This is a genomic window from Lysobacter sp. K5869 (assembly GCF_018847975.1).
Classification (GTDB): domain Bacteria; phylum Pseudomonadota; class Gammaproteobacteria; order Xanthomonadales; family Xanthomonadaceae; genus Lysobacter.
Map to the genome: position 1 here is coordinate 207019 of NZ_CP072597.1, position 13661 is coordinate 220679.

The following is a 13661-nucleotide window of genomic DNA, read 5'->3' on the forward strand; positions in this document are numbered from 1 at the left end:
CTTCGTTCCCGGTTCCCGCTCTGCCCGCCTTACCAGGTCCCGGTCTGCTTGAACTCTTCGATGCCCTTCTTGAAGGCGCCCTCGATCTCGTCGTCCCAACCGCCGGTCGAATTGATCTTCTCGACCAAGGCGCCCTGGGTGTTGACGAAGTGACCGTGCAGCGCATCTTCGAAGGCGCCGATCTTGGCGACCGGCACGTCGTCCATGTAGCCCTTGTCCACGGCGTAGATCGACAGCGCCTGCAGCGCGATCGACATCGGCGCGTACTGCTTCTGCTTCATCAGCTCGGTGACGCGCTGGCCGCGCTCGAGCTGCTTGCGGGTGGCTTCGTCGAGGTCCGAGGCGAACTGGGCGAACGCCGCGAGTTCGCGGTACTGCGCCAGGGCGATACGGATGCCGCCGGAGAGCTTCTTGATGATCTTGGTCTGGGCCGAGCCGCCGACGCGCGACACCGAGATGCCGGCGTTGACCGCCGGACGGATGCCGGCGTTGAACAGGTCGGTTTCCAGGAAGATCTGGCCGTCGGTGATCGAAATCACGTTGGTCGGCACGAACGCGGAAACGTCGCCGGCCTGGGTTTCGATGATCGGCAGCGCGGTCAGCGAACCGGTCTTGCCCTTCACTTCGCCGTTGGTGAACTTCTCGACGTAGTCGGCGTTCACGCGAGCGGCGCGCTCGAGCAGGCGGCTGTGCAGGTAGAACACGTCGCCGGGGTAGGCTTCGCGGCCCGGCGGACGGCGCAGCAGCAGCGAGATCTGGCGGTAGGCCACGGCCTGCTTGGACAGATCGTCGTACACGATCAGCGCGTCTTCGCCGCGGTCGAGGAAGTACTCGCCCATGGTGCAGCCCGAGTAGGCGCTGATGTACTGCATCGCGGCCGATTCGGATGCGGTCGCGGCGACCACGATGGTGTGGGCCAGCGCGCCGTTCTCTTCCAGCTTGCGCACCACGTTGGCGATCGAAGAGGCCTTCTGGCCGATCGCGACGTAGATGCACTTAATGCCGGTGCCCTTCTGATTGATGATGGCGTCGATGGCCATCGCGGTCTTGCCGGTCTGGCGGTCGCCGATGATCAGCTCGCGCTGGCCGCGGCCGATCGGGATCATCGAGTCGACCGACTTGTAGCCGGTCTGCACCGGCTGGTCGACCGACTTGCGCCACAGCACGCCCGGAGCGACGCGCTCGACCGGAGCGGTCATGGTCGCGCCGATCGGGCCCTTGCCGTCGATCGGCTCGCCCAGCGCGTTGACCACGCGGCCCAACAGCTCGCGGCCGATCGGCACTTCGAGGATGCGGGCGGTGGTCTTGGCCACGTCGCCTTCGCGCAGGTGTTCGTAATCGCCCAGGACCACGGCGCCGACCGAGTCGCGCTCCAGGTTCAGCGCCAGGGCGAAGGTGTTGTTCGGCAGTTCGATCATTTCGCCCTGCATCACGTCGGCCAGGCCGTGGATGCGCACGATGCCGTCGGACACCGAGGTGACGGTGCCTTCGTTGCGCGCTTCGGCGGCCAGCTTGACCTTCTCGATGCGGGTCTTGATCAGTTCGCTGATTTCGGACGGGTTGAGCTGGGTGCTTGCCATTGTCGTTTCCTTGGTCCTGCATCGCGACGAAGCGACGCGCGGGTGCTTTCTTTTAACGGGATCGAAGCGGAGCGGTTCGCGATTGCGCTGAAGCCTGAGCTAGCCAATCGCGCGCCGCGGACATCGGATCCCGGCTTTAACCGGCCAGCGCCGTCTGCAGGCGCGACAGCTTGCCCTTGAGCGAGCCGTCGATCACCACTTCGCCGGCGTCGATCACGGCGCCGCCGATCAGCGAGGCGTCGACCGCGGTCTCGATCTCGACCTGACGGCCGAAGCGCTTGACCAGCGCGGCCTTGATCGAATCGAGCTCGGCCGCCGGCAAATCGCTGGCGGAGGTGACCTTGGCCTTGACCACGCGGTCGGCGTCGGCGCGCAGTTCCTCGAACAGGCCGGCGATTTCCGGCAACAGAGCGAGACGGCGGTTGTCGGCCAGCAGGGTCAGGAACCGCTGCACGGACTCGTCCGCGCCGTCGATCGCGACCAGGGCGACCGCTTCGGCGCCGGTCAGGCGCGGATGGCCGAGCACCGACTGCACTTGCGGATCGGCGGCGACGCGCGCCGAGAAGGCGAGCGCTTGCGACCAATCGGCGGTGCGGCCGGCTTCGCGCGCCAGCGCGAACGCGGCGCGGGCATACGGACGGGCGAGGGTGAGGTTCTGGCTCATCGCGTGGGGCGTTCCGGTCAGATTTCCGCGGCCAGCTCGTCGAGCAGCGCCTTGTGGGCGTTGGCGTCGATTTCGCGCTTGAGCAGCTTCTCGGCACCGGTCACGGCCAGCGCGGACACCTGCTTGCGCAGATCCTCGCGGGCGCGGTCGGCGGCGGCGGCGATCTCGGCGTCGGCCAGCGCCTTCAAGCGCGTGCCTTCGACCATCGCATCGGTCTTGGCCTGATCGACGATCTGATTGGCGCGCTGATGCGCCTGATCGACGACTTCGTTGGCCTTGACCCGGGCTTCGCGCACGATTTCGTCCGCCTGCGCGCGCGCCTGCTGGACGAGAACCTCGGCGCCTTCGGCATTCGCCAGGCCCTGGGCAATCTTTTGTTGACGTTCTTCGATCGCCTTGTTCAGGGGCGGCCAAATGAACTTCATCGTGAACCAGATGAGGATCGCGAACGTGATCATCTGGCCGAAGAAGGTCATGTTGATATTCATGACAGCTCCGATAGGACGCTGCGGGCGCGAACACCCGGGAGAACCGCCCGCTCGCGCGGACGGTTCCGTTCAAGCAACTTAGTGAGCGGCGGCAGCGGCGGCCGGCGCGGCGGCGGCCGAAGCCTGCACGGCGCCCAGCAGCGGGTTGCCGAACGCGAACAGCAAGCCGACGGCCAGCGCGATGATGAACGCCGCGTCGATCAGGCCGGCCAGCAGGAACATGCGGCCCTGCAGCATCGGCACCAGTTCCGGCTGACGAGCGGCCGACTCAAGGAACTTCGAGCCCATCAGCGCGATGCCGAGGCAAGCGCCGATCGCGCCGAGGCCGACCATGATGCCGATCGCGATAGCGGTCAGGCCCTGCACATTGGCGATGAATTCCATGGGTTTTCTCCTACTGAAACGTTGGTTTGGCTAAAGGAAAGGGTGAAACGCGCAAAGAACTGAAAGGTGGAACCCGGGTCAATGACTCTCGTACGCGCCGGCGATGTAGACGACGGTGAGAATCATGAAGATGAAGGCCTGCAGCAACACGATCAGGATGTGGAACAGCGCCCAGGCGGCGTTGAAGATCACGCCCGGCACGAACATCAGCAGACCGCCGCCCAGCAAGCCGGCGATGAGCATGAACACCAGCTCGCCGCCGTACATGTTGCCGAACAGTCGCATCGCGAGGCTGACCGGCTTGACCAAGTACTCGATGACGTTGAGGCCCAGGTTCGCCGGAGCCAGCGCGATCTTGGCGCCGGTGCCGTGAGCGTGGAACGGCGAGGTCAGCAGTTCTTTGCCGAAGCCCAGGCCGCCCTTGGCCTTGATCGAGTGATAGAGGATCAGGAAGAACACGGTGGTCGACAGCGCCAGCGTCGTGTTCAGATCCGCGGTCGGGACCCAGCGGAAATAGGTGCCGTGCGCGACTTCGGCGCCGGCGGTGGTCTTGACCACCCAGCCCGGCAGGTCGAGCGGCAGCAGGTCCATGCCGTTCATCAGCACGACCCAGACGAAGATGGTCAGCGCCAGCGGCGTCAGCGAGCTGCGATCGCCGTGGAAGCTGTCCTTCACCTGGCCGTCGATGAACTCGAGGATCAGCTCGACGAACGCCTGGCCCTTCGACGGCACGCCCGAAGTGGCCTTGCGCGCGAAGAAGCCGAACCAGGTGATGAAGATCAAGCCCAGGATCAGAGAAACGACCCAGGTGTCGATGTGGAACGCGCCACTGCCCAGCGAGATGGTGTTCTGCTGGAGGTGGTGCTGGATGTATTCGTTCAGGCCGCCCGAACCGGTCTGTTCACTCACGAAAGACACCTATCGTTTCAAAAGATTGGCCAGTACGAACGCCAGCGTCGCCGCCGACAGACCCACCAGCATTGGAAGGGGAGGCAAACGCCACACGGCCATTCCCAGGCCGAGCATCGTCAAAACCGCCACCCATTTGAATATGACTCCGAGCAGCAACCGCCCGATCGCCGATCCGGCCGGTTGCACGCCGCCCCCCAACGCCATCTTGGCGGCCGCAAGACTGCCGGCCACCGCCGCGCCTCCGCCCACCGCTGCCGCCAGCGCGGACGTCGCACCGAGGGAGAGGAAGGCCAGCGCGGCCAGCGCCGTCGCGCCGGCTTGCCAAGCAATCGCGCGCGACGCCAGCCGGCGGCCTGCGGACAATGGATCGTGCACGCGGGTCTCGTCGGTCTGGGGTTGGCGCAAAGCGCCCGGTAGAGCCGCAAAAGTATAGAACGAGACCGACTTTGCGGCAACCGGCGGCAGTCACAACCTTGCCATAGGCGGCGTGTTGGGCGGCGATGGCTGCGGCGGTCCGGGCGTTCACGGCCGCGACTATGCGGCCAAGCGCTAGTGCGTTGAATTACCTGGGAGGTAAGTCGCTGTGCGCTTGAGGCCGCAATGATAGATCGGAACTATGAAAACGGTCGCATCATTCGATTTGATTTTGGCCGGGAAAGGCGTATGTTGAGAATCATTCTCATTTGAACCCTCCCCCATGGACAAGACCCTCAGCTTCGCCGGCGTCCACTTCACCGTCGCCTTCCTGGTCGGCTATTTGATGACCGGCAGCGTGTGGGTGGGCGGCGCGCTCGCCCTGGTCGAACCGGCCTGCAACACCGTCGCGTTCCATCTGCACGAGAAGGTGTGGAAGCGCATCGAACAGCGCCGCTCCGCGGCCGCCGCCGCGCGCGACAGCGGCACGTTGGCCACTTGATCGAAATCTTTGACGAACTGCGGAACCTTTCCGCGGCGCACCGGTCAGTATCTGCGAACGCCCGCCGCCACTCTCTCCTCGTCAATGGCAAAGCAGCGGCGGGCACCCCGAAGCCCCGGCACCCACCGCCGGGGCTTCGCCTTTTTTGTGACCCGGCTCACTCATCCGCCGATCCGGTTTTGCTGAATCGGTCGAGGCCTCCACGTTTCACGGTCGCTGAACCGCAGCGACGGCATGCATGGAAGCGTCAGTACGCCTGCGTGCTGACTTCCCCCGCATACGGAGTGATCCCGTGACCAACGCACTTCTGCCATCGGCGCTGCTCGCCGCCGGCGTCGCGCTCTGCGCGTACGCCCTGCCCGCGCACGCCGAGGACGACCGCTTCACCATCCGCCTAGGCGCGATGTCGGTCGACACCAGCGGCGAATTCACCGCCGGCACCACCTTCCGCGGCAATCCCTACGAGTTCAGCCAGGACTTCGATTTCGGCAGCAAGGAAACCGTGCCGCGCCTGGAAGGCCTGTTCAAGTTCGGCGACCGCCACCGCGTGCTGTTCAACTACTGGGGCTACGACAAGAGCAAGACCGCGCGCCTGACCCAGGACGTGTCCTTCGACGACACCACGATTCCCGCCGGCAGCTTCGCCCGCGCCAAGACCAAGTTCGAACTCGCCAGCGCGATGTACGACTACGCGGTGGTGGAAACCGACACGATCAGCTGGGGCCTGCAGATCGGCGTGGAGTACGCCAAGATCGAAGGCAAGCTGCGCGCGCAAGCGGGCGCGGCGAACTACAACGGCAGCCGCAGCGAGGACGGTTACGCGCCGGTGGTCGGCACGCGCCTGACGCTGTCGCCGAACGAGCATTGGCGCTTCGTCGTGCAGGGCCAATATCTCGACGCCGACTGGGGCGATTTCGGCGACTACAAGGGCGACATCAGCCGCGCCAACGCGCTGGCCGAATACCGCTTCACCCGCAACGTCGGCATGTTCGTCGGCTACGACTGGTTCAAGATCGACGCCAAGCGCAGCCGCGGCAACGTCGATGTCGGCCTGGATCAGCGCTTCAAGGGGCCGATGGCGGGCGTGACGTTCTCGTTCTGACCGCATAACGAAAGAGCCTTCGAACCCGGTGCGTTCGCTTCGGATCCTTGCGACCCGAAGCGAATGCGCCGAACCCGAAGGCTCCGTCGCGGCGATTACTTCTTCTTCGGGATGTACAGATCGGTGATGGTGCCATCGAACACCTCCGCCGCCATGCCGACCGATTCGCTCAGGGTCGGATGCGGGTGGATGGTGTGGCCGATGTCGGCGACCTCGCAGCCCATCTCGATCGCCAACGCCACTTCGGCGATCAGATCGCCGGCATGCACGCCGACGATGCCGCCGCCGACGATGCGGTGGGTGGCTTCGTCGAAGATCAGCTTGGTGAAGCCCTCGGTGCGGCCGATGCCGATCGCGCGGCCGCTGGCCGCCCACGGGAACTTGCCGACGCCGACCTTGAGACCCTTGGCCTTGGCTTCGGTCTCGGTGACGCCGACCCAGGCGATTTCCGGATCGGTGTAGGCCACCGACGGAATCACCCGCGCGACCCACTCCTTCTTCTCGCCCGACGCCACTTCGGCGGCGAGCTTGCCTTCGTGGGTGGCCTTGTGCGCGAGCATCGGGTTACCGACCAGATCGCCGATGGCGAAGATGTGCGGCACATTGGTGCGCATCTGCCGGTCGACCGGGATGAAGCCGCGCTCGGTCACCTGCACGCCGGCTTGGTCGGCGCCGATCTTGGCGCCGTTGGGCGAGCGGCCCACGGCGACCAGCACGCGGTCGTACACGCCCGATTCCAGCGCCGGCGTCTTGCCGGCCTCGGCGCTTTCGAACGAGACCTTGATGCCGTCCTTGAGCGCTTCGGTGCCCGCGGCCTTAGTCTTGAGATGCACGGCCACGCCCTGCTTCTTCAAGCGGTCGGCGAGCGGCTTGACCAGATCCGGGTCGGCGCCCGGCATCAGTTGGTCCATGAATTCGACCACGGTGACTTCGCTGCCGAGCGCGCGGTACACGGTGGCCATTTCCAGGCCGATGATGCCGCCGCCGACGACGAGCAAGCGCTTCGGCACCTCGGCCAGTTCCAGCGCGTCGGTGGAGTCCATCACCCGCTTGTCGTCCCACGGGAAGTTGCCGAGCTTCACCGCCTGCGAACCGGCGGCGATGATGCATTGCTCGAAGCGGATCAGCTGGGTGCCGTTCTCGCCCTGCACTTCCAGCTCGTTCGGCGACACGAACGCGCCGACGCCGGTGACGGTGCGGACCTTGCGCTGCTTGGCCATGCCGGCCAGGCCCTTGGTCAGCTGGCCGACGACTTTTTCCTTGTACTTGCGCAGCGCGTCGAGGTCGATGCTCGGCTTGCCGAAGCTCACGCCGTAATCGCTGGCGTGCTCGGCCTCGTCGATGACCGCGGCGGCGTGCAGCAGCGCCTTGGACGGGATGCAGCCGACGTTGAGGCAGACGCCGCCGAGGCTGGCGTAGCGTTCGACCAGCACGGTGTCGAGGCCGAGGTCGGCGGCGCGGAACGCGGCGGTGTAGCCGCCGGGGCCGGAGCCGAGCACGAGCATGCGGCATTCGACGTCGGCCTTGCGGCCGCTCGCGGCGGCGGCGGTCGGCGCGGGCGCGCTCGCGGCGGGCGCGGCGGCCGGCTTCGGCGCTTCGGCCGCGGCGGGCTGGGCCGGCGCGGCAGCGGGCGCGCTGGCGGCGGGCTTGGCCGCTTCGGCGGCCGGCTTGGCCTCGCCCGCGCCTTCGGCTTCCAGGATCGCGATCACCGCGCCCTCGGACACCTTGTCGCCGAGCTTGACGTTGATCGACTTGACCACGCCGTCGGCCGAGGACGGCACTTCCATCGTCGCTTTGTCCGATTCGAGCGTGACCAGCCCCTGGTCCTTCTTGACCGTGTCGCCGACCGCGACCAGCAACTCGATGACCGGTACGTCGTCGTAGCCGCCGATGTCGGGAACCTTCACTTCGATGCTGTTGGCCATGACGCGGCAATCCTCTTGAAAAGCTTCGCTGGCGCGCGCGTGGGGCGCGCGCGGTGGGGGCGCACGGACGGGCCATGCGTGGCGTCCGCCGCGGCGGACGCCGGAAAAGCGCCGGTGCGCGCGGGCGTCGCCGCCGCGCGCGCCGGCTCGATCAGGGCGCGGGCGCGGCTTGCAGTTGCTGTTCGAGTTCGTCCAGCGACTCGCCCAGCGCGCGCCAACGGCGCTCGCGCTTGTTGGCGCTGGCGCTGGCCGCTTCGGTCAGCAGCGTCGCCTGCTCCATCAGGGTTTCGCCGACGCCGCAGTCGGGGCGCGCGCCGCTCACGCGCAGGCCGTCGACCACGAACAGCACTTGTTCGGCGTCGCGGTACTCGGCCGGCTTGTCCGACGGCACCGCTTGTTCCAGCGCGCGCTTCCACGCCGCGATCAGGCGCTGGGCCAGCGCGGCGGGGATCGGCGCTTCCTCGCTCTCGACTTCTTGATCCACGCGCAGTTCCAGCGCGCCGCCGCCGCGCGAGCGGCTCCACACCTGCACGCGCTCGTTCGGCACGCCGTGGCGCAGGGTCCAGTCGGCGTCGCCGCCGGCGCCCGGGATCAGCAGCAGGCCGCTCTCGGTGCCGCGGGTCGGCAGCAGGGTCAGGCTCAGGCGCGGTTCGGCCTTGGCCGCGAGCAGTTGTTCCACGGCCGAGCCGTGGTTCTCCGTCGCCGGCGGCCAGCCGCGGCCGAGCGGGGCCGTGCAGCCGTCGGCGGCCTGCGCCAGCGGCGCGGCCAGGGCGAGGGCCAACGCGAGGCGGGCCAGGCGGCGGGAGGCGGAAACGTTGCGCGGGTGACGGCTCATCGAAAAAGAAGGTTCCTGGTGGCGGACGGCGAAAGCGAACCGGGCGGCGGCCGCACGAAGCGGCGCGCCGGACGGCCGCGCGCGGCGGCCGCCCCGGCCGTTACAGCAGCGAGCGGCGCATATCGGCGAGCAACTGCGCCAGATACGCGGTGAAGCGCGCCGCGGCGGCGCCGTCGATGACGCGGTGGTCGTAGGACAGCGACAGCGGCAGGATCAGGCGCGGCGCGAACTGCTTGCCGTCCCACACCGGCTGGGTCGCCGACTTGGACACGCCCAGGATCGCCACTTCCGGCGCGTTGACGATCGGAGTGAACGCGGTGCCGCCGATGCCGCCGAGCGAGCTGATCGAGAAGCAGCCGCCGCTCATGTCGGCCGGGCCGAGCTTGCCTTCGCGCGCCTTGGCCGCGAGTTCGCCGGTTTCGCGGGCGATCTGCAGCACGCCCTTCTTGTCCACGTCGCGCACCACCGGCACCACCAGCCCGTTCGGGGTGTCGGCGGCGAAGCCGATGTGGAAGTACTTCTTGAGGGTCAGGTTTTCGCCGCTCGCATCGAGCGAGGCGTTGAAGGTCGGGAACTTCTGCAGCGCATTGACCGAGGCCTTCATCAGGAAGGCGAGCATGGTCAGCTTGATGCCGGCCTTCTCGTTTTCCTTGTTGAGCGCCACACGCAGCGCTTCCAGGTCGGTGATGTCGGCATCGTCGTGCTGAGTGACGTGCGGGATCATCGCCCAGTTGCGCGCGAGGTTGGCGCCGGAGAGCTTCTGGATGCGGGTCAGCGGCTTGGTTTCGATCTCGCCGAACTTGCTGAAATCGACCTTCGGCCACGGCAGCAGGTTGAGGCCGCCGCCGAGCGCGGGCGCGGCGCCCGCCGCGGCCGGCGCGCCGCCGCCCTGCATGACGCCCTTGACGAAGGACTGCACGTCTTCCTTGCTGATCCGGCCCCCGCGCGAACTGCCGGTCACGCGCATCAGGTCGACGCCGAGCTCGCGCGCGAACAGGCGCACCGCCGGGCTGGCGTAGGGCACCTTGTCGGGCATCAGCTCTTCGGCGGTGAAGGCCACCGGCGGGGTGCGCGGCGGCAGCGCCTCGGGGTCGGTGCCGGCGGTGGCGCCGGGCAGCGCGGCCGGGGCTTCGGACTTGGGCGCTTCGGCCTTCGCGGCCGGGGCGGGTTCGCTCTTGGCGGGGGCCGGGGCTTCGGCCTTGGCGGGGGCGGCCGGTTTGGCGGGCTCTTGGGCCGGCGCGGGCGCCTGCTTTGCTTCCCCTTCGGTTGGTTCGATCAACGCGACCACGCTGCCTTCCGCCAGCTCGTCGCCGATCTTGACCTTGAGTTCGCGCACGATGCCGGCGAACGGCGCCGGCACTTCCATCGTGGCTTTATCCGACTCCAGCGTGACCAGGCCCTGGTCCTGAGCGACCGTGTCGCCGACCGCGACCAACAGTTCGATGACGGGCACGCCGTCGTAGTCGCCGATGTCGGGGACGCGTGCTTCCTTCAGATCAGCCATGTTCGTGGGGCTCCGCAAATGCGCGAAAACCCTATTGTGTCTTGTGCGGGCGGTGGCGCCAACCGCGTTACGCCCGCTGCAGTACTAAAGGCCTAAGCGGCACAGCCGCTGCGCCGCCGGCGTTTGCGTACGCCCCAGTACTGAGGGCGGCCGCCACGCCTGGCGCGGGCTCAGCGCTTGTCGCCCGGTTTGTCGTCCTTGGGCTTGAGCTCGACCTTGAGCAGATCCAGCGAGCGCCCGTCGAAACGGTAGGACAGTGCGTTCTCCAGCCCGTCGAGTTCGAGCATGCGCTGGCACAGGCGCTCGCCGCGGCGTTCCAGGACGTTGGCGCGCGGCTGCACCGCGGCTTCGATCTGGGTGTCGATATTCTCCAGCCGCTCGAAGCGCTGGGTGTCGCCGCTGAGCGCGGCGCTGACCGCGCCGCCGACCAGATCGCCGATCACCAGCGGGACCGCCTCGCCGATCGCCTTGCCGATGCCGTCGCCGAGCAGCTTGCCGCTGAAGCGGGTCGGGCCGATGGCGTCGCGCAGGCTGGCGTCGAGTTGCTTGCGCGCCTGCTCGACCTTGGCCTGGGTGCGGTCGGGATGATTGCCGAGCTTGGCCGCGACTTCGCCGAGCGCGACCAGGGCGATGTCGGCGGCCTCGCGCGCGATGGCCTGGGCCTCGGGCATGGCCGCGCGCGCGCCGCGTTCGAACTCGGCCAGCCGGCGCGAGTCCTGCGCGCTGAGCTCGACCCAGCGGTCGTCGACGAACATCCGCCCCTGGCGCATGACGATGGCCTTGGGCTCGCCGTCCTGGCGGGTCAGGATCAGGCTGCGCTGGTTGAGGGTGAGCTGGTACGGGCTGTCGATCTCGCAGCGGCCGTCGATCTTGACCTCGGCGAAGGCGGCGCCGCAGGCCAGCGTCGTTGCGGCCGCAGCGGCGAGTCGGAAAAGCGGGCGGGACGGCATCGTCGTGTCCTCGACGGTGGAATGGGCGCAGCTTGCCGTTCGCGTCGCGGCGGCGGCACGTGCCTTTCGATGGCATGACCTTCGTCATGGCGATTGGACGTGCCGATTCTGGCGCTTGCCGCGCGCTTACGCCTTGCAAGGTTCGTGTCGGTCGCGTGCGCGCGGCGATGCGGATGCACGCGGCGACGCTGGTGCCTTCGCGCGCGGACGCGCCTTTTCGCAGGTGCGCGGAACGCCGAAAACGGCTCGTTTTCGTTCCGTTCAAGAAATCGGCGCGGACTCGCGCCAACGCGCGCGCGCAGTCGCGCGCTTCGCGCCGGTGCGCGCGCAAGCCGGCGCGCGCATCGTTCATGTTGCGGCCATTCGTCTCTGGAGCCGCATTTTCCAGGGTTTTCCTCGCCGACAGCGGCTTCAGCGAAGTATCGACGCGATAGCCGCGATGCATTCGAACGCACTCGATGCGCAAGGTTTTTCGCCAGTCCCCATCCGTTCATTTCATTCATTTTTGCCTTGAAAACAGGCCTCTAACACGCTTCTCGCGTGAAAAGTTCCTTCACGCGCGTTCGCGCGGCAAGTTCGGTTCATGCATGCGTTGCTAACTTGCGCCCCGCCTCCCCCAAGGCATTACGCAACACACACAACAACACAGGAGTCCACTCCATGATCCGCTTCCGTCATTTGACCCTTGCCATGCTCGGCGCCCTGGCCTTCGCCCCGGCCGCGTTCGCTCAGGATGCGTCCACCGACAGCGCGAGCGGCAAGCGCTTCGCCATCGTCGGCGGCTACGCCCTGACCCAGCCGACCAAGAATCCGCAGATCGCCGGCACCCGCACCAACCTGGACGGCGACGGCGCTCCGACCCTCAGCGCCAGCTACTTCATCAACGACAACTTCGCCGTCGAGTTGTGGGGTTCGGCCGACAAGTTCGGCCACCGCATCAACTCCAGCGCCGGCAAACTCGGCAGCGTCGATTCGCAGCCGGTCGCGCTGAGCGGCCAGTACCACTTCCGCGGCGCCGACAGCATCGTGCGTCCGTTCGTGGGCCTGGGCTACTACCAGGCCAACTACACCGGCGAGAAGCTCGAGAACGGCCAGCGCCTGGGCGTGGACAACGCCAAGGGCGGCATCGCCACCGCCGGCGTCGACCTCAACATCAACCCGACCTGGTTCGCCCGCGCCGACGTGCGCTACATGCAGGGCAGCAAGTCGGACGTGAAGCTCAACGGCCTGAAGGTCGGCGAGGCCGAACTGAACCCGGTCACCGTCGGCGTCGGCATCGGCGCGCGCTTCTAAGCGAGCACCACCTAAGCGGGCACGCTCCGAGCGAGCCGCGCTACCGCGCAGTGGCAGTACGCAGCAAGCAGTGGCAGTACCGCAAGACAGCAAGCGATGCACCGCAACACCGTTGTGATCGAAGGCAGTCGCAGTACGCAGTACCGATGTAGCAGTACGCAGTCGCAGTACCGAACGGGCTCCCTCGCGGGAGCCCGTTCTTTTTTGCCCGCGGGAAACGCACCTCAGGCCGGCGCGTCGCCGACGAACTGGATGACGTAGAACGCCGCGCCGCGCGGATCGGCCAGCCGGGCGATGCGCACGCCGCTGTTGGCTTGGAACGGCGCCGATTCCAGACGCCCACCGAGGTCCAACGCGCGCTGCACGCAAGCGTCCACGTCCTGCACCTGCAGATAGATCGACCAATGCGGCGGCCGGTCGCGCCACTCCGGCCGCATCTGCAGCAGGCCGCCGAGCATGCGCTGTTCGTCGGCGAACACGCGGTAGCCGTCCGGCGCGCTGGGATGGCCGCGCATGCGCCAGCCGAACAGTTGCTGGTAATAGCGTTCGGCGCGGTCGATGTCGCCGGTGGCCAGTTCCGCCCAGCACACCGCGTTGTCCACGCCCAGCGCGTCGGCGCCGGGGTGGGCGCGCTGCTGCGCGAGCGAGAACACCACGCCTTCCGGGTCGGCGCACACCGCCATGCGCACGTGTTCCATCAGTTCGAACGGCGCGGCGATCATGCGTCCGCCCAGCGCGACCGCGCGCGCGACCGCCTTGTCGCAATCGGCGGTGCGGAAGTACACGCCCCAGTGCGGCGCGCCGATCCCGTCGACGCCGACGACCGCGCCGGGCACCAAGGTGTAGGTGCCGGCCACGTCGCGGCCGTCGAGCTGGAAGATGGTGTAGAGGCTGCCGTCGGGCATCGGCGTGCGCTCCAGCGTCCAGCCGAACAGCGCGCCATAGAACGCCTCGATCGCCGGCTGGTCGTCGGTGGCCAGCTCGAACCAGCACGGAGCCCCCGGAGCGTGGACGAGCGCGGTCATGGCTGACTTCCCCCCGGCTACTGCACAGTCGTTACTGCCAACTTCGTCACGACAGTACGCCCGGGAGCCGCGTCCGTCATTGC

The 13661-nt window shown here is 67.7% G+C and carries 14 protein-coding genes and 1 pseudogene; 4 read left to right on the forward strand and 11 right to left on the reverse strand.

The window, feature by feature from the left end:
* Positions 1-29 precede the first annotated feature (29 nt).
* The 6 genes from atpA to J5226_RS00855 form a co-directional block, all read right to left on the reverse strand.
* Positions 30-1580, reverse strand: a complete 1551-nt coding sequence (gene atpA, locus J5226_RS00830; protein ID WP_215837968.1) for a F0F1 ATP synthase subunit alpha — start codon at positions 1578-1580, stop codon at positions 30-32.
* Between the two features lie 136 nt (positions 1581-1716).
* Entirely contained in the window at positions 1717-2244 is a 528-nt protein-coding gene (locus J5226_RS00835) for a F0F1 ATP synthase subunit delta (RefSeq protein ID WP_215837969.1), read from the reverse strand.
* Positions 2245-2261: 17 nt separating this feature from the next.
* On the reverse strand, positions 2262-2732 hold the full coding sequence (locus J5226_RS00840; RefSeq protein ID WP_215837970.1) for a F0F1 ATP synthase subunit B: 471 nt from the start codon (positions 2730-2732) through the stop codon (positions 2262-2264).
* Positions 2733-2810: 78 nt separating this feature from the next.
* Complete coding sequence (gene atpE / locus J5226_RS00845; RefSeq protein ID WP_215837971.1) at positions 2811-3116, reverse strand: F0F1 ATP synthase subunit C; 306 nt, start codon at positions 3114-3116, stop codon at positions 2811-2813.
* Between the two features lie 78 nt (positions 3117-3194).
* Positions 3195-4025 carry a F0F1 ATP synthase subunit A gene (gene atpB / locus J5226_RS00850; protein ID WP_215837972.1) on the reverse strand — a complete coding sequence of 277 codons (831 nt, stop codon included), beginning with the start codon at positions 4023-4025 and terminating at the stop codon, positions 3195-3197.
* Positions 4026-4034: 9 nt separating this feature from the next.
* A complete protein-coding gene (locus J5226_RS00855) occupies positions 4035-4403 on the reverse strand; it encodes a hypothetical protein (RefSeq protein WP_215837973.1) in 369 nt (122 codons plus the stop codon).
* A 322-nt stretch (positions 4404-4725) separates the two neighbouring features.
* Here J5226_RS00855 and J5226_RS00860 point away from each other — a divergent pair, with 322 nt between their 5' ends.
* Positions 4726-4944 (forward strand): DUF2061 domain-containing protein, encoded by a 219-nt coding sequence (locus J5226_RS00860; RefSeq protein WP_215837974.1) that lies wholly within the window; start codon positions 4726-4728, stop codon positions 4942-4944.
* Between the two features lie 403 nt (positions 4945-5347).
* Positions 5348-6046: a hypothetical protein gene (locus J5226_RS00865; RefSeq protein ID WP_255323077.1), complete on the forward strand. Its 699-nt coding sequence runs from the start codon at positions 5348-5350 to the stop codon at positions 6044-6046.
* 95 nt (positions 6047-6141) lie between these two features.
* Here the strand turns inward: J5226_RS00865 and lpdA are convergent, their stop codons facing one another.
* The 4 genes and pseudogenes from lpdA to J5226_RS00885 all read right to left on the reverse strand — a co-directional run bounded on the left by lpdA (position 6142) and on the right by J5226_RS00885 (position 11260).
* Positions 6142-7971, reverse strand: a complete 1830-nt coding sequence (gene lpdA / locus J5226_RS00870; protein WP_215837975.1) for a dihydrolipoyl dehydrogenase — start codon at positions 7969-7971, stop codon at positions 6142-6144.
* 151 nt (positions 7972-8122) lie between these two features.
* Positions 8123-8806, reverse strand: a complete 684-nt coding sequence (locus J5226_RS00875; RefSeq protein ID WP_255322950.1) for a hypothetical protein — start codon at positions 8804-8806, stop codon at positions 8123-8125.
* A 100-nt stretch (positions 8807-8906) separates the two neighbouring features.
* Positions 8907-10361 (reverse strand): annotated as a pseudogene (gene aceF, locus J5226_RS00880) (dihydrolipoyllysine-residue acetyltransferase); the annotation flags it as partial.
* Between the two features lie 119 nt (positions 10362-10480).
* Positions 10481-11260, reverse strand: a complete 780-nt coding sequence (locus J5226_RS00885; protein ID WP_215837977.1) for a DUF2884 family protein — start codon at positions 11258-11260, stop codon at positions 10481-10483.
* 4 nt (positions 11261-11264) lie between these two features.
* Here J5226_RS00885 and J5226_RS00890 point away from each other — a divergent pair, with 4 nt between their 5' ends.
* Together J5226_RS00890 and J5226_RS00895 are read left to right on the forward strand one after the other, a co-directional pair.
* Positions 11265-11774 carry a hypothetical protein gene (locus tag J5226_RS00890; protein WP_215837978.1) on the forward strand — a complete coding sequence of 170 codons (510 nt, stop codon included), beginning with the start codon at positions 11265-11267 and terminating at the stop codon, positions 11772-11774.
* 146 nt (positions 11775-11920) lie between these two features.
* Positions 11921-12553 carry an OmpW family outer membrane protein gene (locus tag J5226_RS00895; protein WP_215837979.1) on the forward strand — a complete coding sequence of 211 codons (633 nt, stop codon included), beginning with the start codon at positions 11921-11923 and terminating at the stop codon, positions 12551-12553.
* A 224-nt stretch (positions 12554-12777) separates the two neighbouring features.
* Here the strand turns inward: J5226_RS00895 and J5226_RS00900 are convergent, their stop codons facing one another.
* Entirely contained in the window at positions 12778-13578 is an 801-nt protein-coding gene (locus J5226_RS00900) for a VOC family protein (protein WP_215837980.1), read from the reverse strand.
* Positions 13579-13661 lie beyond the last annotated feature (83 nt).